The following is a 23,018-nucleotide window of genomic DNA, read 5'->3' on the forward strand; positions in this document are numbered from 1 at the left end:
ATATGTAGATGTTAGAAAGGATTTACTTATTCAATATGGGTTTAAGCAATACAAACTTATCCACTTACTTCCAAGTTCAAAAAAATTTTAAAAGGAATAACCTCGACAGCGTTTTTAACAGGGGCGTAACCCATTTTAGTCAAAAATCTTCCCTACACTCTTTAATGAATAATTAGATTCTGCACCCGCTTACTTTAAGATTCATACACCTCTATCGGCAATCCATCCGGATCCTTAAAGAAAGTGAACTTTTTGTTGGTGGTTGGGTCGATGCGGACTGGTACTACCTCAATTTGATGGTCGGATAAGTAGGCGACAGTTTGTTCTACATTGTCGACTTCGAATGCTAGGTGGCGGAGTCCTGCTGCTTCTGGGTAGCTTAGCCGTTTGGCTGGATTTGGGAATGAGAATACTTCAATTTGATACGTACCGGCTACTTCCAGGTCAAGTTTATATGATTCCCGTCCCTCGCGGTAAACTTCCTGTATTGGCTTTAATCCTAAAATCCTTACATAAAAATCTTTTGAGCATTCATAATCTGAAGCGATAATCGCTACATGATGAATCCCTTTTATATTCAAGAAGTCCCTCTCCTTCATCCAAATAAAAAAGCAACCCCGAATGGGATTGCTTAATACGCCTTTTCTTGATGAATGAGTTCGCATCGGCAGTCGGCTCTTTTAGCGGCTGCCATTAGACTCATAGTGACAACGACTGAAAAAGTTCCAAACAGTATGCCTGCAACAAATAACCACATAGTGCTCCTCCATTAGTTCATAATTCGCAGGAAGGTTTTCATATTCGGAAGCTGGCTGGCATAGTTTTAACACTTTAGCCCCTATAGCTTTGCGCCGCCATTTTTCAATGGGTTTGCCGTTTCGTACGAATTATGTGGTATGCATTTAGATCTTTTTGCCTATGTATCTAGTGGTTATTTTATCAAATTACTAGTTAATTGCAAGCATAATCTGTAAACTCCCACTTAAGAAATCTCCAAATAACTGTCCAGATTCTCTTAAAACAGTTCCCCTTTTTTGCAAATCTTTGGTAGATTATAAATAGAAGCACCATTTTATAAAAGGAATGAACCGACATTGAAGAATGTAGTTGTTTTTGGGTCAGGGCGACATAGCAAGGTGATTATTGATATCCTTGAAAGGATGGGCAGTTACCGCATTATCGGATTAATAGATGAAGCCCGAGAAATTGGTGAACAAGTAATGGGTTATAACGTTATTGGCGATTTAACGGTGTTAAAAACATACCCGCATTCCATTATGGGAGGAATCGTCGCAGTTGGAGATAATGGCGCCCGGCGAGAACTGGTAAATGAAATAGTAAAAATCGACAGAGACTTTATATTCATCCGTGCCATTCACCCGTCAGCAGTCATCGGAAAGTATGTATCAATCGGCAGGGGAACGGCCGTCATGGCAAACGCTGTTATCAATAGTGATACAACCATTGGCGACCATTGCATCATTAATACAAAATCATCTATTGATCACGATTGCAGGCTTGGTAACTTTGTGAGCATTGCCCCAGGTTCAACACTTGCCGGCGGTGTTACGGTCGGTAACCATTCGACTATTTCACTAGGAGCAAACGTAATACACAATATTACAATTGGCGAGCATACGGTTGTAGGAGCCGGGTCCACCGTTATTAAAAACATCCACGCTTATGCTGTTGCGTATGGGACCCCCGCCAAAAAAATCAGGGCCAGGGCCGAGGACGAAAAGTATTTATAGAGATAACCGAAAAACAAAATAAAAGCAGCCGTTTAAGGACTGCTACACTTTATCTTGTGAACAATATCTCAATTTCTCGTCGCCTCTTTTGGCTGCCATCATCAAGCTCATCGTGGAGATTGTTGCTAGAGAACCAATAAAAAGGCCAATTAAAAACGTTAGCATATCTCCAACACCTCATTTATAGTTTCTACTATAAATGTACCCGCATCGTTTATAAAATATTCCTCGGGCTAAAATTATTGGTTCTCTCTATATCCCCTAAATAAGCTACTACCTTGTTTGAATTTATACGTGTGAAACAATCATTTCCGCTTTTCCAGCAAGTTTGTATTCATCAAATCCATGCGGAAGGAGAAAATGATCGCCTTTTTTAAATGCATATTCTTTCCCGTTCTTTAGAATTGAACCATTGCCATTAAGGACGCTAACAAGTTTGAAAGGCTTTCTTTGCCTAAGAGTAGCTTCACCATCGACTTCCCATTTATGGACGGTAAAGTACTCATTTTGAACATATGTGATCACTGTCACGCCTTCCAGCATTTGAATAAGCGGTTCAACCTTAGGTTCAATCGATGGTACAGTCGTGACGGATAAAGAGCGCTCAATATGCAGTTCACGAAGGTTGCCATCATTGTCTTTACGGTTATAGTCATAAACACGATAAGTTGTATCCGAATTTTGCTGGGTCTCCAGAATTACAATACCTTTTCCTATAGCATGGATGGTTCCACTTGGCACCATAAAAAAATCTCCGCATTTTACAGGAATCCTTCGCAACAAGCGGTCCCATTCTCCATTAGCCACCATGAGCTCAAGCTCTTCCTTTGTTTGTGCCTGGTGGCCATAAATGATTTCCGCGCCTTCTTCACAGTCAATGATATACCAGCATTCGGTCTTTCCAAGTTCCCCATTTTCATTTACGCGCGCATAAGTGTCATCCGGATGGACCTGGACGGATAAATCGTCACAGGCATCGAGGATTTTCGTCAGAAGCGGGAAGCGTTCGCCTTCTATATTACCAAAAAGCCCACGGTTTCGTTCCCAAAGATAATTTAAAGACAGGCCGTTTAATTCGCCATTCAACACCTTGCTATGGCCGTTGCTATGCGCTGCAAAGGCCCAGCACTCTCCTGTTTGAGGATAAGGGAGGTCATAGCCAAAATGCTTAAGCCTTTCCCCGCCCCAAATCCGCTCCTTAAAATCCGGTTTAAAAAATAAAGGCTCCATTACATAACCCCTTCATCTTTTCTCTGAAAAAAATAAAAGATAACCAAAAAGAGAAATGCACCTATCCCGTCGAACCCCACATCCACAATTGAGGCTACTCTCCCTGGCATAAATGATTGATGCCATTCATCCGTAGCCGCATAAGCAACAGCTCCAAGCCAGGCGTACAAATAAGGAAAGCGGGTTTTACGGAAGCTTTTAACGAGCAGGAAGGCAAGAATACCAAAAACAAGAACATGGGTAGACTTCCTAAGAGCCAGGTTTAATAAATTCACTTGCTCTGCTGTTCCTTGTGAGATGGATTCAGTACTTTTTACCGAATGCACTGCTTCATTTATGACACGAACAGTATTTTCCCCTGTAAAATAAGGAAGTTGTGTAAAGAAAAAAATCCCGACCATCCATATAATTGCACCGTAGGCCCAAAAGAACTTTTTCATATTAAATTTCTCCATTACTAAAAATCCCCCGCCAGAGAATGGCGAGGGATAAAGTCAGTGAAACTAAGTTGTTAATTAATATTTAAACTAGAATGTTTGTTCTGTATTGGAATCCACCCCTAATATTTTTCTTATTATAGCTATACTTCTGGCAGCATGACCATATCCATAATCAGACATATAATAAGCTATTCTTTTCGTAACCATAAAAAAAAGAAGGTTTAACCCCTCTCCCCTAAGCAAACACCTTTGATTTTGATTTTTGAAAATGGTTAAGTACATCTTCCCAGGTAAAGAATAGACGGAAGAAATCTTCATCACTGATTCCTACACCAGTTTGCACTTCAATAAATTCCAACTCAGAAATTGCTTTTATTCCATGTTTCTTACCGGCAGGAAGGTGAACAATATCGCCAGCCTTAACACGGGTAATATAATCATCCAGGGCAAGTTCTCCTTCACCACGTACAATAGTCCATACCTCATCACGAAGATTATGATAGTGATAGCTGGAGTTTTTATCCTTGTGGATACAAATACGCTTGGTTACCATCTCTTGTTCATCATCGTATTTAGCATAATCTAATACCCTTGACCATCCCCAGATTCGCTCTTCATACATTGGAGGATAGTTAAAGTTACTTATTAAATCTTTAATTTTTGGACTAGATGCCTTATCAGCAACAAGGATACCATCAGGGCTTGCTGCAACTACGATATCCTTTACTCCAACGACCGTAACAGGAATGTCAAGTTCATTTATCAAATGAGTATTTACTGAATCATCACTTATAACTCCACTACCGATTTGTGAAGTAGCCATTTCCTCTGTTAGAGTATTCCATGTACCTAAATCCTTCCAACAACCATCATAAGGGAGAGCAACAACGTGCTTTGCTCTCTCTACAACTTCGTAATCGAAACTTATTTTTGGCAAGTCCTGGTACCGGAGGGCTAACTCCTCATAACTTATTGGAAAACATTTTTCTTTTAATATATTAATTAAATAGCTTAATTTAAATGCAAAAACACCACAATTCCATAATGCACTTAAATCGATTAATTTTTGGGCTTTTTCTTCACTCGGTTTTTCTGTAAACTTATTTACTGTAATATATTCTGTTTGATGATTAGCCTCTTTCGGAACAATATACCCGTATTTAGAAGAGGGATATGTAGGATTTACCCCAACGAGTGCCAAATCTGCTTTTGATTCAATAAGTACATTCTCTAATTCTTTTACTTTTTCGAAGAAGGTATTCTCTACATAGGGATCTACCGGTAGCACCACAATAATTTCATCTAGGGAAACATTAGCTGAGTATAAGTACGAAGTAGCTAATGCAATTGCCGGAAAAGTGTCTCTTCGTTCAGGTTCAATAATTAATGGAATTTCCACACCAAGTTGTCTATATATCATATCTCGTTGCATTTTAGAAGTTGCAATAACCGAGTTATTTGCTAACCCTACAGATTCTAATTGCCCCCATACTCTTTGTACCATGGATTGTTTTGCTCTATCCTTGTTTTCTAATACCCTTAAGAACTGTTTTGACCTTGTATCATTTGATAATGGCCATAACCTCTTTCCGGATCCCCCAGATAATAAAACTAATCTCAACTTTTACATCTCCTTAAGATGAAAATACTATTTTAATCCACGGGTAAGTCTTTTATCCTTTTTGCTGGATTACCTACATACAACCCATTAGGCAGTGTATCCTTTACAACTACAGAACCTGCCCCAATTATACATCCTTCTCTAATGGTCACCCCCGGTAATATAGTCACGTTTAAACCTATCCACGTTCCCGTTTTAATGATTACACTTTGAGCAATTGTCCCGTCTTCAGGATTTCTTCTTATTACTGAATTTCTGTATTTATGTGTACCGGTAAGAATTTTGACATATGGACCAATTCTCACATAATCCTCAAGAATAATAGGTGCGCACCCATCTAAAAAACTTCCCACATTAATAAAAGTATCTTTTCCCATCACTAAATTTGAAGAGCCTATGAATACATCTTCCGCAATACTTGATGTTTTATCAATTTTAACTTTTAAAGTCCTTAACAATTTATTCCTCATACTTTTAGGAAAAATTGGTGATGCCTGTATTTTATTTATATTTCCCCACACATAATGCTTAAGCCCCAACTGTAGACCTCCTACATTACTTTATACGTTATTACCTGGTAACCTTTTATTAATAACTTCTTTTGCTAATAGATATATAAATAAAAAGTTAGTAGTTGCGTATCTTTTAAATAATCGTTTTGGTTCCTTTAACAACCTGTAAAACCACTCTAAACTTAAATTTCGCATCCATTCTGGTGCCCTTTTAATAATATCAGCATGAAAATTAAAAGCAGCTCCGACACCAATCATTAGAGTCCCTTGTAGTTTAGATTTATTATTCCACATCCATATTTCTTGTTTAGGCGCCCCAAGACCAACCCATATAATATCAGGACTAATTTTATTAATTAAATTAATTATATCTTGCTCTTCTCTTTCATCTAAATCCCTAAACGGCGGGGAATACATTCCAACAATCTTTAAATGTGGATACTTTGTTAGTAATTTTTCTCTCAAAATACTTAAATTTTCTTTGGTATTTCCATAGAAAAAATGTGTATAACTTTTGTTTTTACTATGCAAAAACATTTCAGCCATCAAATCTGGGCCAGTGCATCTCTCTATTTCTTGATTACCTTGTAGCTTCCCTACAATAGATAAAGGCATTCCATCTGGAATCGTTAAATAAGAATTGTTTGTAATCTTTCTAAATTCTTGTTCACGATAACCAGTAATTACAGTATGAACATTAGAAACACAAATATAATCAGTGATTTTTTGTTGAATTTGGTTATCAATTAAACTGATTACATTTTCCATATTAGTTGCATTAATTGCCGAACCTAAAATTTTTATCCTCTTCATTTCAAACTCCTACTTTAGTAGTTTTGGAAGTCAAAATCTCTTTATATAAATGCATAATATTCATGTAAAAAGAGTTAGGTGTATAATTACGTTTATAAGTTCTAAATGCATTAGAAGATAAACTTTGCATTAAATTATCGTCCTCAGCTATAAGTTTTATCTTTTCAGCTAAATCTAATAAATTTTCTGGTTTAAACAATAAACCATTTAAACCATTATCAATCATATAAGATAATCCACCTATGTCTGATCCAATAACTAAAGTACCTAATGATAATGCTTCTAATACAACCGTTGGAAAATTTTCATACCATTGTGAAGGTACAATTAATCCCTTAGATTCACTAATTAACAAATTTTTCTCGTAACCTTTCTTAAATCCAACTAATGTTATATTTTCTAAATTTCTTTCTTTAATATAGTTTTTAATTTCTGATTCTAATGGACCTTCACCGACAATTTTCAGTTCAATATTTATTAAGTGTTCCATTGATTTAACGAGCTGAATAACTCCTTTTTCTTCAGAAAGTCTACCTATAAATAGGAAATAATCTTTTTTCTTTACACTTTCAATTTCTTTTTCGTCTACAAAATTAGGAATAACAGATAATTTATTTTCCGGAAAACCTTTTGATATCATGATGTTTTTCATAAAAGGATTGAGAGCAATGAATTTATCTACTTTTTCAAAATAGCCTTTTTTATATGCTTGGGATATAATATCTGCATACCAAAAACTTTCTAAATAATTGTTTCTATAACATTTATCATAAAAGCAATTATATAGGTTATTGGTATCTAAACATTTACGACATATTTTATTGTTATTGTACATAAGACCATTTGGACAAATAAAGCGGTAATTATGCAAAGTCTGAACAATAGGGATATTATTCTCATGAAGAACTTTATAAACTAGTGGCGATATAATTGGGTATATATTATGAACATGAGCAATATCTGGCTTTTCATTTCTAATAATATCTTCTAACTCATTTTCTATATAAGCATTTGAATATCCAGACTTAAACAATTTTATTTTATCAATCAAAGAAAAATCCTTAATGTTGTCGTTATGTTTACTAAATAAAGATACTTTATGCCCTTTACTTCTTAATAATTGTACTTGATGCTCTAAAACTTTATCTTCTCCACCGTATTGGGCATAGTGGTTATGAATAATCAATACATGCATACAATTCTCCTATTAAATGTCCTCTTTTAAAAATTCTTTATTAAATGTTAACTGTTTTTCTAAATATTCTTCAATAGTGGTTAAAGTTCTAAGTGGATTACCTGCAACTACCATATTATTGGGAATTTTTCCTTTTACAACTGATCCTGCTCCAATTATTACATTGTCTCCAATTTCCGTTCCAGGAAGAATAATACTTCCTGCACCCACAAAACAATTTTTGCCGATTTTTACCGGTCTTACTATTGCTAGCTCCTTTTTAGGCCGCTGTTCGTTAGCAATTAAAGCTCTTGTAACTGCATAATCATGAACTAAAATAACGACATTTATACTAATTACTACTCCCTCATCTATTGTAATTAAAGAATAATCGATATCATCAATAAAAATATCATTTGAAATATAAGTTGGGTTCCCAACGATATTAAGGCCAATATATTTTAAATACTTAACAAACAATTTTTGATACAGTTGACGGTCAAATATTCTTATTAAGTCAATCATCTTTCTTATAAATTTAAATAATAATCTTTTTAATCGATTAATCATAAATTCACCTTTAAATATTTTTTTTGAAAAAGAGATTCCAATATTGTTTACCAATCTTATGCCAAGTAAATTTACTAGCAAGAAAATAGCAGTGTTCCGATAAATTTTGATAAGATACCATATCTTTAATAAGATAATTAAATATATTTTCCAAATCAATTAGGTAGTTATTATCCATTTCAACTAAGAATCCATTTTTATAATTAGAAATTAGCTCAGAAGCACCACATTGTCTTGAAATGATAACTGGCGTGCCATTGATCATTGATTCCAAGGATGTTAAATTAAATGTATCGAATTTGCTAATACAAAAACAAAAATCATAACTACCATATAAATCTTCCAATTCCCCTTTACTCACCATTCCCTTATAATGTACAGAACCCTTCAAATCATTACTTTCTATGAAACTGTAAAACCTTTGTAAACTTGCTTCACTTTCATATCCACCATAAACATCTAATGAAATATTTAAGTTTAATTTTTTGTTTAAAAAATGAATACCTTCCACTAATTCGAATATCGATTTTATACTAAAAATGCCTCCAGCCATTATAGTTTTTATATTCCGAGACTTCAAATTTGCTTTAGGTTTTAATCTTTTATACTTAACCCCGTTATAAATTACAAAGAGATTTTCATTCCTATTATACTTTTTCCGAATAATTTCCTCTAATCGATGCGAAACTAAAATCAAGTTTGGGAATTGTTCAATTAAATCTTTCTCAATTTTGTTGTACTTCTCTTGATTATTTCTGTATTCTTGATAAAAGTTATTTCCAATTAAATAATTACTTTCCTCACTCATTAATCCATGCAAGGTTAAATAATATTTATTTGACTTATTCACTTTACTAATTCCAAGTATCAAATGAGGAATTTTATAACCATAAGAATGAATATTAATAATAGAGTTTTTTGTAAAAACTAAAAACACTAACTTCAAAACCAACCAAAACTTTTGAAAAAAATTGTTTGTATTTGTATTAATAAAAGTATAACTAATGCCTTCAGTCTGAAAATGTTGAATTAGGTTCATTAGTACATTAGCTGGACCATTTGGTTTTTCAACTGAATTTATACTCCCAATCAAAAAAAAATTTCTCATTATAACCCTCTAATTAAATGGAATTTTCTTAAGATAGATTGAAAACACCATTTTAGAAAGTATAAAAATAATCTATTAGATATATAAGGTGAATGTTTCTTTTTTCTTATATAAAAAATATCTTTCCAAAACTTTAATGCATTTCCTCTCTGAATTGTCTTCGAATTTTGCTGGAATCGAAAACTTGCTAAAATACTATTAATTTTAATAGCATTACCCTTTTTTAATAATCTTAGCCATAAATCATAATCCATGGTGAAATGAATACTTTTGTCCAAAAACCCTATCTCCTTAAGAAAACTTCCATTATAGAATGAGCCAGGTTGTGTAACATCTGGTTTGATATTTAAGAGAGAATAATAATCAATATTATCTGATTTAATACACCCTATTTTAATTCCATTTCCGTTTATTATTTTTAAATCACCATAGAAAATTGCAGCGTTCGGATTTTTTTGATATTCGTTTGAGATTTTTTTAAAAGAATCTTTTTCTAGTAAATCATCAGAGTTTATCCAACCAACTAAATGTCCTGTCGCAATCTTAAAACCTTTATTAATTGCATCGGATTGCCCATCATCCTTTTCAACTATTATTTTTATTTTAGGATGATCAAGATATTTTTTTAATATTTCATGTGTATTATCAGTCGAGCCACCGTCTACAATGATATATTCAAAGTTTTTATAACTTTGGTTTATTACAGATTTAATTGTTTGTTCTATAAATTCCCCTTGATTAAAAGAAGGTGTAATAATAGAAAATTTCGTGGAATTATTACCCATGAGTTCCATCCTTTCTAACTTCTTCGCTTAATGAGAATAAGTACAACCAAATAATAGGGATAAAACCGAAATCCCATAAAAAAGGATTAGAACTAATCATTAAGGGAAGAGAAGTAAACCAGATTGCAAATAAAACAATACTTTCATTAGTGGGAGCACTTTTTATAATTTTATAAATTCTGCTTAAATTAAGTATCCAAACCAGTAAGAAGAGTGCACTTCCAACTATCCCGCCTGTCAATAAAACTTCAACCCAACCGCTATCATTTGTTTCAGAAGTAAACCCTAGAAATGCATGTCCTAAACTACCTTCTGCTACAAACCCAACTCCCAATAGTTTAAATTGATTAATATTGGACTCCCAAATTGAAATAATTCTACTCGTATCTTTGTCGAATCTTGTGCCCATATTTCCATCAGCATTTTTAAAGTCATTAAATGCGGAGGTTATCCATTCAAACCTAGGATTGGAAGACGCCTGAAGGACAATAGTATTACCTAAAGCAATTAAAATAAGAATAATAGAAAAAGCAATTAAATGAAGAATAATTATCTTTTTAACCTTAATTTTTTCTTTATTAAATTTAATCCAAAATATCACTATTAACGATAAAAATATCGAAGCAAAAAATACTAACCACCAACTTCTAAAATTAATGGTGTAGAAAAATAAACTATTAAAAAAAGAGGCAAATATGAAATATCTTAAATTAAATGAGTATAGGAATTTTACAGTTATATACAACGTAAAAACCATTATTAAAAAATTTCCAGGGGTGAAGGTTTTTACAATTAACAATCCCCCTTGTGCCTCATAAGATGTGGTAGTTCCTGATAGATTTATACCAAAATCTCTCTCCAAGATAATTGAAAGGATGGACACTAACGTCCCAAAAATCATATATCTTAGAATAATTTTTTTATTTAATAAGTTTTTAAAGTTAGTTGAAGTAATTAAAAGATAAAGACTAAAAATAAGCCATCTTCTAGACCAAATTATTGTTGATTTTACTTCTCCCCATTCAAAGATTGAGTAGAGGCCTAACATAAAATAATAAATGATAAATGTTACAGAAATTATATAAGTTACATTCGAAAACTTATTAGGAAGTTTTTTTAAAAATCCTTTAAGATAAGCAACTAGAATTAAACCGAAAAGGATACTATCACCAATAAATTTAAATCCATATGGAAGAAATCCAAATAGGGATAATTGAAAAGCCCCCCCAATTAGAAATAACCTAGTAAAAAGATTATTCAAACCCAACCCTATCAAAACCTTTTTTATTATTTTATAAATACCTTCAATTTGGACTTAAAATTTTTTTTAAAAAATGAAATGGTAAGAAATAAAGCTATCAAACTAAAAAATGAAAAAACTTTTATTAGAAACAACCAAAGTTGTCTATAATTGTCCGACTCTCCAACTAGTACGAGCCAACTAATCCCAACTATAAAAACAAAAATAACTGGAACTAAATTTGCCCTTATATAATTAAATTTGGTTTTCAAAAACTTTCTTTCTATGAATATTTGAATGAATATATTAGTTGGTATACTGATAAGCCTTCCAAAAGCAGTACCTGTCACGCCAAATATTGGGGTTAAAAATAAACTTAAAACTACACTAATGCTACTATTTACAGCACCTAGCCTAGTAATATACTTTGCATGGCCTATCGCATTAAGATAATAATAAGGCACAATTCCTAAAGTCATACCAAAAAAAGTTGTTATTAATATTCTTAATAACAAGGTAGACTTATCTGCAAAACTAGGATTTATCCATAAACTTAAAATATCATGCGAGAAAATGAACATTGTAAAACCACTCGTTACAGAAAATAGCAATACAAATAAATAAAAATTTTTGTAGGTTTTTCTTAACAAGGGCTGATCGGCTTTTTCATGTAAGGAACTTAACTTAGGTAATAAAAATGAACAAACCGCTGCAGGAATTTCATGGAGTTTGGATGCTAATTGGATACAAACGGAATAATATCCTAAAGCGGTGGGGCCTAATGTTGAAGTTATAATAAATCTATCAGATTGAGAGTAAATCATATTTACTATAAGCTGTAACCAAGCATTAAAACTATAGCTTATAACATTTTTTTCCAGTTTAAAATTAAAACTTGGAAAAAAAGTAATGTAGGGAAATATCTTTACTGCATTAACAAATAAAATTAGATTATTTAAAAAAGAAACTATTAATATCATGACAACTAAAGAGATAATCTTAAATCCTAAAACAACTAGTATTATAGAAAAAAGACTGCTTATAATGTTAAATAAAATATTTATCTGGCCTTTAATGTCGTACCTCTCGTGAGCCATTAAAATGCTCGCCCATACATTTCCAATAAGTCTGATACCTACTATAAGACCTATTAGTTTGAATGCAATCGAAGCAACTCGAAAGTTACTTAAATCCACATTAAATACAGATGTAACAATATAAGGGCCAGCAAACCATGTACTTATGGAAATTAAGACAGATATTATAAGTGATACTCCATAGCAAAAGTCTATTAATTTTGTAAATTTTTCTTTTTGAGAATTTGAAATATAACTTGAACCAAATTTAATAATTGATGTGGATATTCCTAGGTCTCCCATACTTAAGATCATTAAAACAGATTGAACTAATATCCAAATTCCAAAAAGTTCTGAGCCTAAATTTTGCAATAATAAAGGTGTTGCTATTAGTGAAATTAAAGGTGTTATAATAAAAGATAAAAAGTTAAAAATACTATTTTTTAAATCCCTTTGATTTTTTAGTGATTCTATATATTTCTTTAACAAAAGATCACCATACCTAAAAATAAAGGCGCGTTATGCGCCTTTATTTTTTAAATTCTTTTTATAGTAAAAAGGTTTTTTTATGATATTAATCAAACATAATCTTTTTTCTACTTTCGTTTTTAACCTTCTTAATATCGGCCTTAACCATAATTTCAACCAATTTTTCAAAAGAAGTTTTTATAGGATTCCAACCTAGTAAAGTCTTTGATTTAGTTGGATCTCCTAATAGTTGTTCAACTTCAGCAGGACGGAAGAATCTTGGGTCAACATCGACAATTACTTCACCAGTTGATTTGTTAATACCTTTTTCTCCCAACCCCTTACCTGACCACTCAATCTCTATTCCAACATGTTTAAAGGCCACTTCAACAAACTCGCGTACCGTATGCATTTCTCCTGTTGCAATAACAAAATCTTCAGCTTTGTCATGTTGAAGAATTAACCACATACATTCCACATAATCCTTTGCATAACCCCAGTCACGAAGAGACTCAAGATTTCCTAAAGAAAGTTTTTTTTGCTTACCCTGTGCTATACGGGCAGCTGCCAAAGTTATTTTGCGAGTTACAAAGGTTTCCCCACGGCGCTCTGATTCGTGGTTGAATAGTATACCGTTTACAGCAAACATATTGTAAGACTCACGATAATTTTTAGTGATCCAGAATCCGTAAATTTTTGCAACACCATAAGGAGATCTTGGATAGAAAGGAGTAGTTTCTCTTTGCGGTACTTCTTGGACTTTACCAAACAATTCAGAAGTTGATGCCTGGTAAACGCGTGTCTTTTCGGTTAATCCAAGAATTCGAACAGCCTCCAGAATATTAAGTGTTCCCTTTGCATCAACATCTAATGTATAACCTGGCATATCAAAGGACACCCGTACATGCGATTGAGCCGCAAGGTTATAGATTTCATCCGGTTGGACTTCACCAATAATACGAGTAATATTTAATGCATCAGTTACATCCCCATAATGGAGGTGGAAATTTTTATCATTAAGAAGAGTATCTGACTCTTCTTCAGTCATGATGTCTTCTAAACGTTCTTGGTTATAAGATGAGCTTCGACGGATAATACCATGTACTTCGTAACCTTTTTCTAGTAAGAACTCTGCTAAAAATGAACCGTCTTGACCGGTTACTCCTGTGATTAATGCCTTTTTCATTTTATCCTCCAACGTATTTCTTCTATTATAATAGGTTTATTTAACGCTAGTTTTTTCATTTTCAAGGAACCACTGGTAAGCTTTTTGTAAGCCATCTTCTAACGAAGTTTGAGCGTTCCAACCCAGCGAGTTCAATTTTGTTACATCTACAAGTTTTCTAGGTGTTCCATCTGGTTTTGAAGTATCAAACTTCAATTCCCCTTCATATCCTACAACTGCTTTAATGTTCTCAGCAAGTTCCTTAATGGTAATATCCTCACCAATACCGATATTCACGATTTCATTACCTGAATAGTTATCCATTAAATAAACACATGCATCGGCAAGGTCATCTGAATAAAGGAATTCACGTTTTGGTTTTCCGGTTCCCCAGATTTCCACATAAGGTGCATGGTTTTCTTTCGCCTCATGGAACTTGCGAATCAGTGCAGGTAATACATGTGAAGTATGCAAATCAAAATTATCCTGAGGCCCATATAAATTGGTCGGCATGACCGAAATATATTTTGTGCCATATTGGCGGTTATACGATTCACACATTTTGATACCTGCAATTTTTGCAATTGCATACGGTTCATTTGTTGGTTCAAGCAGACCGGTTAGCAGAAACTCCTCTTTTAGAGGCTGGTGTGCCATTTTAGGATATATGCAAGTGCTGCCCAAAAATAAAAGCTTCTCCACATTGTTCCTGTAGGAAGCATCAATAACATTTGTTTGGATTTGAAGATTGTCACGAATAAAATCCGCGGGGTATTCATTGTTCGCAACAATGCCGCCTACTTTTGCAGCGGCCAGGAACACAAATTCAGGTTTCTCTTTAGAGAAGAAATGGTCCACAGCGTTTCTATCCCTTAAATCAAGTTCTCTGCTTGTCCTTAAGACTAAATTTTCATAGCCAAGGGAAGTTAATTTTCTTACCAATGCAGACCCTACCAGGCCGCGGTGTCCGGCAACATATATTTTGGCTTGTTTATTCATCATAACGATACCTTCTTTTCTAGAATGCGTTTTTTGATCCAAACAGAACAAAAACTGTTTTTAAAATAAGCTTAATATCAAAGATAAAGGAACGATTTTTAATATATTCAAGGTCCATTTCAACCATTTCTTCAAAGCCGACACTGTTTCTGGCGCTAATCTGCCAAAGGCCTGTACATCCAGGAATAACCAACAACCTTTGTTTGTGATAGGTTGTATACTCCGCTACTTCACGCGGAAGCGGCGGACGTGGCCCAACTAACGACATATCTCCTTTTAGAACATTAATTAATTGAGGCAGTTCATCTATGCTTGATTTTCGAATGAACTTTCCTATTCTTGTGATCCTGGGATCTTCTTTCATTTTAAACATCGCACCGGAAACTTCATTGAACTTTAACAGTTCAGCAAGCTTTTCTTCTGCATTCGATACCATGGAGCGGAATTTATATATCTTAAACTCTTTTCCATTTAACCCAATCCGTTTTTGGGAAAAGAATATTGGACCTTTGGGATCTTCAAGTTTAATCAAAATGGCGACAAACAAAAAAACAATGCTTAGTGCAAGTAGGCCCCCTGAAGCACCGACAATGTCAATGAACCGCTTGCTATAAGGATAGATTTTACTTTTGTTCAGTTGTATTGGATAAGCTTTTTGCGAATCAATAAAAACGGTATTTGTTTTTGCCAGGTTATCCAACCACGTTCCCTTCTTTCCCTATATCAATACTTTTTCTTGTTCAAATGACGAAACTAGTTCTTTCAGATAAAGAATCATTTCTTCTTTTATATCTTCATGGTTTAAAGCAAATTCAAGTGTGGTTTTTACAAAGCCAAGCTTTTCGCCCACATCATATCTCTTTCCTTCAAAGTCATAAGCAAAAACACGCTGGAATTTGTTCAACTGTTCAATCGCATCGGTTAACTGAATTTCTCCTTCGGCGCCTTTTTCTTGTTTTTCAAGGAACATAAAGATTTCCGGAGTTAAGATATACCTGCCCATGATTGCGAGATTCGAGGGAGCCGTTCCTAGTTTTGGTTTTTCAACAAAGTTCCGGACCTGAAAGCGCCGGCCTTTTTGTGAGGAAGGATCAATAATCCCATAACGATGTGTTTCCTTGTCGCTAACTGTTTGGACCCCAATTACTGAGGAATATGTTTCTTCATATTGCGTAATCAGCTGTTGGAGGCAAGGAATGTCGCTTTGAACGATATCATCGCCAAGCAGGACAGCAAATGGTTCATTCCCAATAAATTTGCGAGCCGACCACACGGCATGGCCAAGGCCTATTGGTTCTTTTTGTCGTATGTAATGGATGTCAGCCAAATTGGTGGAGTAACGAACCTTATCCAATATTTCGAGCTTTTCTTTTTCTATCAGGTTCTGTTCAAGTTCAGGCGCAGCATCGAAGTGGTCTTCGATTGCACGCTTACCCTTTCCAGTAACGATGATAATGTCTTCAATGCCCGATGCGACCGCTTCCTCTACTATGTATTGGATTGTCGGCTTGTCAACGATTGGCAGCATTTCCTTTGGCATCGCTTTCGTTGCCGGCAGAAACCTGGTCCCCAATCCCGCTGCCGGGATGATTGCCTTCCTTACCTTTTTCAACATGTTCCCCCCTAATTGGTTTAGCCACTCTCTATTCTCTAATCTGTTGAAAAATAAAAATAAATATCTAATGAAAAAATAGTGTAAACAGTGTAAATCACCCTATTCTTTCATTAGACATCTACCGATACTATATAAATAAGTGGGCATCTAACCCGTCCTCACACCATGCAATTGACAACATTCGCGTCTAAGGAGGGCAGCCTCCCACTGCATGGCCGAGTGCCTCCAGGTATAACGGACAGGAAAGCCTCGCCGGCCGGGAGCGAGTTGTCCCGGGCAAAAGTATGGAAAAATAAGCAGCCTACCTGGCGTAAATTAAAATAAACCAAAGAATTTTTTCTGTTTGATTCTTACCGGGATTTCGCGGTGCGGATGCTTACCCGCAACCAAAAGCTCAGCATTTTCCCTGAGCATAAATACTATGTCCATTCCGTAAGCAGACTTGATGGTGCTGTATGCCCTGTCCATCATGAAGCCACGGTTTGTTGAGTTATGCGCATCAGAGGCAATAAAATGGGTAAGGTTCGACTCTATCAGTTGGAGTGAGAACTTTTGTATTTTTTTGCCGAATGAACCAGCCGCGCTTGTTGCCGTAATCTGGGAAAGCGCTCCTTTTTTGATCAGCTGGTAAAGGACCTCAGGGCGTTCAATCAATTCCTGGTTCCGCTCCGGATGGGCGATGACCGGAGTGTACCCTTTTATCTGCAAATCAAAAAACAGTTTTTCTGTATATGCCGGAACATGGTTGGACGGAAATTCCACTAATATGTATTCAGATCCAGCGAGTGGCTGGATTTCCCCGTTTTCAATTCCATCTAGCAATTCCCCGTAAATCCGAACTTCCTGTCCAGGGAGTATTTCCAAACCAATTCCCTCTTTTTGAAAGGCTTCATTCAGCTGTTGAGTCTTTTCGAGGATGGAGTTCTTAGGATTCACATCATGGCTGTTAAGGTGATGGGGGGTAGCAATGACCTTCCGGAGGCCCTGCCCTATTGCGGCTTTCGCCATGGCAATCGAATCTTGGAGACTTTTAGCACCGTCATCGGCATTCGGTATTATATGACAATGAATATCGACCATTCCACCCACCATCTTCCCAAAAATTTCCCAATCATTATGACTTTAATACTATCAGCACCCCTTTAAAGCGTAAAGGGGGTTAATTTGTCGAAAGCTGTCATTTGCCGCCATAATATTGATAGTAATAGTCATTCGACTTAATTTCCTTATGATTGAGGACTGTGCCCAGTAGCTTGCCTTGTGCAGCATCGAGCAATTCTTTCGCCTTCGTGACAAGCTCGATCTGTGTTCTTCCGCTGTAAACGACAAGCAGCGTGCCGTCGCATTTATTGGCGAGAATTTGCGCGTCGGTTACCGCCAGAACCGGCGGCGTGTCGAAAATGACCAGATCGAACATTTCAAGCGCTTCTTCAAAAAGTTGCCCCATTGATGCCGCGCCTAATAATTCCGCAGGGTTGGGTGGAATTGGCCCACTTGTGAGAACATATAGGTCTTCGACATCTGTATCCCTGACCGCTTCAGAAAATGAAACCTGCTTTGTCAAAACGTTCGTCATCCCAAATGTATTTGGAAGATTAAACGTATAATGCACAGTCGGGCGCCTCATGTCGGCATCGACAAGCAGGACCTTTTTCCCCTGCTGGGCAAAAACAACAGCCAAGTTCGCTGCCGTCGTTGACTTGCCTTCCGAAGGCCCGGAGGACGTGACCATCAAAGATCTTACTTCCCGGTCGACAGAGGAAAACTGTATGTTTGTCCGGATTGTCCTGTATTGTTCGGAAATAGTTGATTTTGGATCAAAAAGGGTAACCAGCATCACTCGAGTCGGCGCTGCCATTTTTTTGTATTTTTTTCTAAATGCCAATTTTCTCACCTCTTGCTCGTGTTCTTCGCTCAATCCGCTTCGCTTTTGCCTCAATGATTTGATCGCTGTCTATTGTTGCGATTACGCCTAGGACAGGAAGGCCAAGTATACGGTCAATGTCCTGTTCAGTTTTAACGGTGTTGTCGAAATACTCCAATAGGAACGCAAGGCCAACCCCCGCCATCAAGCCGACGACAATCGCAATCGCGATGTTCAGGAGTGGACGCGGCTTGATTGGAGCCGGGTTCTCCCTTACTTCAGCCTTTGCGAGTATGTTGACGTTATCAACGTTCATGATTTTAACGATTTCTTCCTGGAAGACAGATGCCGTTTCATTGGCGATCCGCGCAGCCATTACCAGATCCGGATCCTGGACTGACAGGTTGACTACCTGGGAATCCTTTTCGCTGCCGACCGTGATTTTTTCATTCAGGTTCACGGTTTCATCAAGTTTTAGATTTTTTTTGACGATGTCGAGAATTGCCGGGCTTTTGATGATGACGTTATACGTATTAATGAGCTGCAGGTTCATCTGCACTTCATTGTAATTGTAGACTGTTTGTTCGCTTTTGTTCTGGTTTACAAGGATTTGCGTGGATGCCTGGTAAATGGGCGTCAGGACAAAAAACGAAACGACTCCACTAATTAGGGCGGCAATGCAAGTAATGGATAGTATAAGCACCAGACGTTTTTTCAACGTTTCGAGCAATTCTTTCAAACTAATTGTTTCTTCCATGAAGTCCTCCTGCTTTCTTATCAAACTTTCTTATCCAAAGTATTGGTAATATACAAAATAAGTCGGTTTTTGGGGTATTTTCTACTAATTTGCTTAAGTTTCCATTGAGACTATTAAACCACAACAATGCCAAAATTTGTAGGTATTTTTATATTTTCTATAATTTGGATGTTTTGTTTCGTCGGAACGGGGTAAATAAAAAGGTTTGTTGGTTTTTAAACGGTTTGGCACCTGGCAAATTGGATTACTTCACTGCTTTTCTGTATTAATCATTGTATCGGCAAAATGGGGCACTTTGACTACATCTTTAATTGTTCTTCGACAATAATGTCCCTCCTCTTCACATTTTCGACACTTTGGGGGCTCGAAGGGCCGGTTTATAAAGAGCAGGCTGGCAGAGGTTAACTAAAAGCCATGCTGGCTTGAAGGCTAAGCTCCGGGGCAAAATTAGGTTGCGTATCAGCTAATTGCTGGTCATTTATCAGCATAAGGGATTCGTTTAGTAGCATTTGCAGAGGGAGTATCAGTGAAAGGGTTTAGCAGCAATTGGAGAAGAAATCTCAACGGATGGGATAGTTTTCCCAGGAAATCGGAGCAGAATTTAAAACCGTATGTACAAAACAGCGATGCTGGCGGGTAGGTTGTTTTGGGCGCATCTTGGTGTGAAGGAGGATGTGCGGATTGGGGTGTTCCTGCCTTGTTCCCGGAATTCGGCAACTGTGATTTGGGAGCAGGGCTTGGTGCGGACTCCTGGCTGCTTTCGAATTGCCGTCAGGATGGGCTTTTTTCAAAAAAGTTGGTTTAAGAGGTGGGTCGTTCGGATGTACTCGGTTAAGCTGATACTAATGCATCTTTCGTGATGGCTTGCTCTTTTGAAAGCCTTTGTTCTTAATGGTTAACAGCTGCTCTGTAGCATTTGAGGTAAATTTAACGCCCAATTCATATGCGAATTGGGCGTTAAATTGCTTCAGGGGCGGATTTACTGATTCACCGAGATAGTAGCCTTCTTAACTGTTCACGGCATTGGGATCCATGTACATAATCTCCCAGTAATGTCCGTCGAGGTCCTGATAGCTTCTGTAGTACATGAAGCCTTGGTCATGGGGCTCGCTTGGTTCGTAGCCGCCTGCCGCTATGGCCTTATCTACTATTTCGTTTACTTGTTCCCTGCTTTCAGCGGAAAGGCAGTTAATGACTCCTATCGTTTCGTGTGGATTAGGCAGTTCCTTTTTCGTGAATGATTGAAAAAAGGGCTGGACGAGTAACATGGCATAGATGTTCTCGCCTATGATCATGCAGGCTGCTTTTTCGTCGGTGAATTGAGGGTTGAATTCATAGCCAATTTGCTTGTAAAACTCCATTGACTTGTTTAGGTCCTTCACTGGTTGGCAACTATTAACCCTACAATTTACTGAAGGTTAAAAGCAATTAAGGACTCAGTTAACCACCGAATCCTTTTTGCTTCATTTATCAATAACTTTAAGGATTTGTAACAGTTGCAGAGTTGTTAATGTGAAAACAGCCAAATGCAAGATCACCATAGGAATTTTTAAAACCCAATTGGTCCGATTTTCACGGAGAATCAACAAGACCTTTAACATCCCTCTAAAAAAACCGTAAAATGCCATGAGCAAGAAAAAGATAATCAAAATATTCACTGCCCAATGCGAAAAATAATAATGTATTACGATGGCCAATACTCCAATAACAGCAGCAGAGGCAATATCGATCTGCCCACTTTTAAGTATTTCGTTTTTAGATGTCCGTGACAGTTCCTGCATGAAGCCCGCAAAACCAATAACTCCGAAAAGGATTCCAACGATACTGGTGACAGTCTTATGCCCTAAAAAAAGTGGATTTAGATACAAAATTATTGAGCATATCAACAGAGCCAAGGCTAGGGCAATACCGTCAAGAAACTTCATTTTTTGATCGTCCAATAGTTCTCACTCCTAAAGAATCATAAAGTTAATTACGAAGATATCGGGTAAAAGATTCAGATCCCGACTGGTTTCAACATAAAAAGGCGGTGGAATTTTATGTACATAACAATGGTCCATTATCATACTAGCCAAAGCATTAATATTTCGGGAGCTTTTCCGTTAAGGGAAATGACGACTGGAAAGGGCAGGAGTTAAAGTACACGACAACAACGAAGGAAGGGTACCGCCAATATAAATCAGACCCAGCGATTTGTGCTTCCTTCCCATTCCTCTCGAAGTGTACAGATAGTAAAAACCACCAAAAGCTCATTCAGCGCCACATTTGGGAGCCTTACCTGGAAGAGGCTGAACATTTGCGACACACGCTTGAGATTAAACAGATATACACCAAGCGAAAAGAAACGATTGAACGTGTCCTTGTAGACGTGAAAGAAAAGCATGGTATGCGGTGGACAACCTTACGAGGTCTTAAAAAATTGTCCATGCAGGCGATGCTTACTTTTGCTGCAATGAATTTGAAGAAACTGGCCAATTGGACCTGGCAAGTTTCATAAGAATCCCGAAGAGTTAGGTCCTGGAGAAGATTATCTCAGGATTAACATTAGTATTTTCCACAAAAATGACAAAAGGCCGCGAGAGGGCACCCTCTTGCGGCCTTTTGTCGACACTCTGAAGAAACCAAGCCTTGTTAGCCTCGGTTTCTTAGGTGATATCCAAAATTACCAAACCCTTTTAAATCTCCATCCATTCATTTCTCTTCAGCGTTTCTATTTTTCTATTCCAAAAGTAAATACTGTTTGCTGCTCATATGTGTCATCAGCCTCTAATATAATACTTGGAAACCCCTCATTATGTAGTGAGGCTGGAGAGGATTGTGTTTCAAAAGTAACCCCTAAATACTTTTCCGAACTTCTTTCAGCTAGCTCTAATCCATTCTTTATATTGTTGCCAGTATAGATGACGACACCAGGTTGATTTGTCTTAATTGTTAGGATACGGCCGCTATTTTCTTCTTTTACAATAACATCTTTATCTTTTTGTTTATCAAAAAGAAAGTAATGATCATATCCATTTAACGCAAGTTTATTTTGTTCTGCTGGGCTTTCAATTCCATCTGCTAGATACTTGCCATTTCGAAAATCAAAGGAAGTTTTGTCTACACTTAAAATCTTCCCCGTAGGGATTAGCTCTTCATCCAATTCAACGAAGCGACTACTATCAACCGTAACATGGTGGTTATGAATGGTTTCCTTTAAATTACCGTTTAAATTAAAATACGTATGGTTTGTTAAAGTCAAAACCGTTTTTTTATCAGTTGTTGCCTCATAATTAACAATCAGATCGTTATCATTATTAAGTGTATAGGTTACAGCAACGGTAAGATTTCCTGGATATCCCCTATCTTCTTCGAGGCTTCTATAACTAAGCTTAACACTAACAGAAGAATCAGTTTCAATGATCTCATCATCCCAAATGACACAATGAAGGCCATTCCTTCCGCCATGCAGGTGATGTTTTCCTTCATTTTCATCCACAGTATACGTTTGACCATCCAATGTAAAAGAGGAATCCTGTATTCTTCCTGCGACTCTCCCAACAATTGCCCCAAAATAATTTGGATCTTTTACGTAATCTCGGTAATCCTTATATCCAACAACGACATTTTCAACATTTCCATGCTTATCAGGTACGAAAATACCCGTAATAATGCCTCCATAGTTTAAGATTTTTACTGACATACCACGATCATTATTTAAGGTGAATTGCTTCCATGAATCATTTAGATTTTCAATTTTTATATTCATACGATATAACCTCTGTTCATTTATTTTATAGCGACTTTTTCCAACTCTACTGCCATTACTAATCCTTCGTTTAAATGCAGAG

At 36.3% G+C, this 23,018-nt stretch carries 23 protein-coding genes, 2 pseudogenes and 1 riboswitch; of the genes and pseudogenes, 2 read left to right on the forward strand and 23 right to left on the reverse strand.

Annotated elements, in window-relative coordinates:
- Positions 1-194 precede the first annotated feature (194 nt).
- On the reverse strand, positions 195-581 hold the full coding sequence (gloA2, locus tag ADU24_RS17405; protein WP_053367816.1) for an SMU1112c/YaeR family gloxylase I-like metalloprotein: 387 nt from the start codon (positions 579-581) through the stop codon (positions 195-197).
- 219 nt (positions 582-800) lie between these two features.
- A riboswitch (cyclic di-GMP riboswitch) is annotated at positions 801-885 on the reverse strand.
- 209 nt (positions 886-1,094) lie between these two features.
- Here gloA2 and ADU24_RS17410 point away from each other — a divergent pair.
- On the forward strand, positions 1,095-1,751 hold the full coding sequence (locus ADU24_RS17410) for an acetyltransferase (protein ID WP_053367817.1): 657 nt from the start codon (positions 1,095-1,097) through the stop codon (positions 1,749-1,751).
- Positions 1,752-1,793: 42 nt separating this feature from the next.
- On the opposite strand, the gene ADU24_RS23690 is transcribed toward ADU24_RS17410, so the two are convergent.
- The 21 genes and pseudogenes from ADU24_RS23690 to ADU24_RS17510 form a co-directional block, all read right to left on the reverse strand.
- Positions 1,794-1,916, reverse strand: a complete 123-nt coding sequence (locus ADU24_RS23690) for a DUF3789 domain-containing protein (protein WP_156324615.1) — start codon at positions 1,914-1,916, stop codon at positions 1,794-1,796.
- Between the two features lie 123 nt (positions 1,917-2,039).
- Positions 2,040-2,981, reverse strand: coding sequence for a mannose-6-phosphate isomerase, class I (gene manA / locus ADU24_RS17415; protein ID WP_053367818.1), 942 nt, complete (start codon positions 2,979-2,981; stop codon positions 2,040-2,042).
- The gene (locus ADU24_RS17420) at positions 2,981-3,436 is read right to left on the reverse strand and encodes a VanZ family protein (RefSeq protein ID WP_053367819.1); all 456 of its coding nucleotides are present in this window, start codon (positions 3,434-3,436) and stop codon (positions 2,981-2,983) included. Before ADU24_RS17420 ends, manA begins: the two co-directional genes overlap by 1 nt.
- A gap of 220 nt (positions 3,437-3,656) precedes the next feature.
- Complete coding sequence (locus tag ADU24_RS17425; RefSeq protein ID WP_053367820.1) at positions 3,657-5,042, reverse strand: sugar phosphate nucleotidyltransferase; 1,386 nt, start codon at positions 5,040-5,042, stop codon at positions 3,657-3,659.
- Positions 5,043-5,074: 32 nt separating this feature from the next.
- Complete coding sequence (locus ADU24_RS17430; protein ID WP_053367821.1) at positions 5,075-5,581, reverse strand: acyltransferase; 507 nt, start codon at positions 5,579-5,581, stop codon at positions 5,075-5,077.
- A 21-nt stretch (positions 5,582-5,602) separates the two neighbouring features.
- Positions 5,603-6,367, reverse strand: coding sequence for a WecB/TagA/CpsF family glycosyltransferase (locus ADU24_RS17435; protein WP_053367822.1), 765 nt, complete (start codon positions 6,365-6,367; stop codon positions 5,603-5,605).
- Position 6,368: 1 nt separating this feature from the next.
- Complete coding sequence (locus tag ADU24_RS17440) at positions 6,369-7,562, reverse strand: glycosyltransferase family 4 protein (protein ID WP_053367823.1); 1,194 nt, start codon at positions 7,560-7,562, stop codon at positions 6,369-6,371.
- Between the two features lie 12 nt (positions 7,563-7,574).
- Positions 7,575-8,111: an acyltransferase gene (locus ADU24_RS17445; RefSeq protein WP_053367824.1), complete on the reverse strand. Its 537-nt coding sequence runs from the start codon at positions 8,109-8,111 to the stop codon at positions 7,575-7,577.
- Between the two features lie 10 nt (positions 8,112-8,121).
- Positions 8,122-9,219 (reverse strand): glycosyltransferase family 4 protein, encoded by a 1,098-nt coding sequence (locus tag ADU24_RS17450; RefSeq protein WP_053367825.1) that lies wholly within the window; start codon positions 9,217-9,219, stop codon positions 8,122-8,124.
- Positions 9,219-10,004, reverse strand: coding sequence for a glycosyltransferase family 2 protein (locus ADU24_RS17455; protein ID WP_053367826.1), 786 nt, complete (start codon positions 10,002-10,004; stop codon positions 9,219-9,221). Before ADU24_RS17455 ends, ADU24_RS17450 begins: the two co-directional genes overlap by 1 nt.
- Positions 9,997-11,271, reverse strand: a complete 1,275-nt coding sequence (locus tag ADU24_RS17460) for a hypothetical protein (RefSeq protein WP_053367827.1) — start codon at positions 11,269-11,271, stop codon at positions 9,997-9,999. Before ADU24_RS17460 ends, ADU24_RS17455 begins: the two co-directional genes overlap by 8 nt.
- A gap of 20 nt (positions 11,272-11,291) precedes the next feature.
- Positions 11,292-12,809 (reverse strand): oligosaccharide flippase family protein, encoded by a 1,518-nt coding sequence (locus ADU24_RS17465; RefSeq protein WP_053367828.1) that lies wholly within the window; start codon positions 12,807-12,809, stop codon positions 11,292-11,294.
- Positions 12,810-12,894: 85 nt separating this feature from the next.
- Positions 12,895-13,974 carry a GDP-mannose 4,6-dehydratase gene (gmd, locus tag ADU24_RS17470; protein ID WP_053367829.1) on the reverse strand — a complete coding sequence of 360 codons (1,080 nt, stop codon included), beginning with the start codon at positions 13,972-13,974 and terminating at the stop codon, positions 12,895-12,897.
- A 36-nt stretch (positions 13,975-14,010) separates the two neighbouring features.
- Entirely contained in the window at positions 14,011-14,952 is a 942-nt protein-coding gene (gene fcl, locus ADU24_RS17475) for a GDP-L-fucose synthase (protein ID WP_053368983.1), read from the reverse strand.
- A gap of 19 nt (positions 14,953-14,971) precedes the next feature.
- Positions 14,972-15,619, reverse strand: coding sequence for a sugar transferase (locus ADU24_RS17480; protein ID WP_442853761.1), 648 nt, complete (start codon positions 15,617-15,619; stop codon positions 14,972-14,974).
- Between the two features lie 51 nt (positions 15,620-15,670).
- On the reverse strand, positions 15,671-16,564 hold the full coding sequence (gene galU / locus ADU24_RS17485) for a UTP--glucose-1-phosphate uridylyltransferase GalU (RefSeq protein WP_053368985.1): 894 nt from the start codon (positions 16,562-16,564) through the stop codon (positions 15,671-15,673).
- A 318-nt stretch (positions 16,565-16,882) separates the two neighbouring features.
- Positions 16,883-17,647, reverse strand: a complete 765-nt coding sequence (locus tag ADU24_RS17490) for a tyrosine-protein phosphatase (protein WP_053367830.1) — start codon at positions 17,645-17,647, stop codon at positions 16,883-16,885.
- A 97-nt stretch (positions 17,648-17,744) separates the two neighbouring features.
- Positions 17,745-18,425: a CpsD/CapB family tyrosine-protein kinase gene (locus ADU24_RS17495; protein ID WP_053368986.1), complete on the reverse strand. Its 681-nt coding sequence runs from the start codon at positions 18,423-18,425 to the stop codon at positions 17,745-17,747.
- Positions 18,426-18,441: 16 nt separating this feature from the next.
- On the reverse strand, positions 18,442-19,188 hold the full coding sequence (locus tag ADU24_RS17500) for a YveK family protein (protein WP_053367831.1): 747 nt from the start codon (positions 19,186-19,188) through the stop codon (positions 18,442-18,444).
- 1,007 nt (positions 19,189-20,195) lie between these two features.
- Positions 20,196-20,576: pseudogene (locus ADU24_RS17505) on the reverse strand (VOC family protein); the annotation flags it as partial.
- Positions 20,577-20,651: 75 nt separating this feature from the next.
- On the reverse strand, positions 20,652-21,128 hold the full coding sequence (locus ADU24_RS17510; RefSeq protein WP_053367833.1) for a hypothetical protein: 477 nt from the start codon (positions 21,126-21,128) through the stop codon (positions 20,652-20,654).
- 182 nt (positions 21,129-21,310) lie between these two features.
- Here ADU24_RS17510 and ADU24_RS22705 point away from each other — a divergent pair.
- Positions 21,311-21,685: pseudogene (locus tag ADU24_RS22705) on the forward strand (transposase); the annotation flags it as partial.
- A gap of 213 nt (positions 21,686-21,898) precedes the next feature.
- On the opposite strand, the gene ADU24_RS17520 reads toward ADU24_RS22705, so the two are convergent.
- Positions 21,899-22,936 carry an aldose epimerase family protein gene (locus tag ADU24_RS17520; RefSeq protein WP_053367835.1) on the reverse strand — a complete coding sequence of 346 codons (1,038 nt, stop codon included), beginning with the start codon at positions 22,934-22,936 and terminating at the stop codon, positions 21,899-21,901.
- Between the last annotated feature and the right edge of the window lie 82 nt (positions 22,937-23,018).

The sequence above is a fragment of the Bacillus sp. FJAT-27245 genome (genome assembly GCF_001273955.1).
In the GTDB taxonomy this organism is placed as follows: domain Bacteria; phylum Bacillota; class Bacilli; order Bacillales; family Cytobacillaceae; genus Bacillus_D.

What these genes read in the sequence shown, in the direction of transcription:
- ADU24_RS17445 (WP_053367824.1), bottom strand. Translation starts at nt 8,111, where the DNA reads ATGATTAATCGATTAAAAAGATTATTATTTAAATTTATAAGAAAGATG.
- ADU24_RS17435 (WP_053367822.1), bottom strand. Translation starts at nt 6,367, where the DNA reads ATGAAGAGGATAAAAATTTTAGGTTCGGCAATTAATGCAACTAATATG.
- ADU24_RS17490 (WP_053367830.1), bottom strand. Translation starts at nt 17,647, where the DNA reads ATGGTCGATATTCATTGTCATATAATACCGAATGCCGATGACGGTGCT.
- gmd (WP_053367829.1), bottom strand. Translation starts at nt 13,974, where the DNA reads ATGAAAAAGGCATTAATCACAGGAGTAACCGGTCAAGACGGTTCATTT.
- ADU24_RS17455 (WP_053367826.1), bottom strand. Translation starts at nt 10,004, where the DNA reads ATGGGTAATAATTCCACGAAATTTTCTATTATTACACCTTCTTTTAAT.
- ADU24_RS17420 (WP_053367819.1), bottom strand. Translation starts at nt 3,436, where the DNA reads ATGGAGAAATTTAATATGAAAAAGTTCTTTTGGGCCTACGGTGCAATT.
- ADU24_RS17500 (WP_053367831.1), bottom strand. Translation starts at nt 19,188, where the DNA reads ATGGAAGAAACAATTAGTTTGAAAGAATTGCTCGAAACGTTGAAAAAA.
- ADU24_RS17520 (WP_053367835.1), bottom strand. Translation starts at nt 22,936, where the DNA reads ATGAATATAAAAATTGAAAATCTAAATGATTCATGGAAGCAATTCACC.
- ADU24_RS17450 (WP_053367825.1), bottom strand. Translation starts at nt 9,219, where the DNA reads ATGAGAAATTTTTTTTTGATTGGGAGTATAAATTCAGTTGAAAAACCA.
- ADU24_RS17495 (WP_053368986.1), bottom strand. Translation starts at nt 18,425, where the DNA reads ATGGCAGCGCCGACTCGAGTGATGCTGGTTACCCTTTTTGATCCAAAA.
- ADU24_RS17440 (WP_053367823.1), bottom strand. Translation starts at nt 7,562, where the DNA reads ATGCATGTATTGATTATTCATAACCACTATGCCCAATACGGTGGAGAA.
- fcl (WP_053368983.1), bottom strand. Translation starts at nt 14,952, where the DNA reads ATGAATAAACAAGCCAAAATATATGTTGCCGGACACCGCGGCCTGGTA.
- ADU24_RS23690 (WP_156324615.1), bottom strand. Translation starts at nt 1,916, where the DNA reads ATGCTAACGTTTTTAATTGGCCTTTTTATTGGTTCTCTAGCAACAATC.
- manA (WP_053367818.1), bottom strand. Translation starts at nt 2,981, where the DNA reads ATGGAGCCTTTATTTTTTAAACCGGATTTTAAGGAGCGGATTTGGGGC.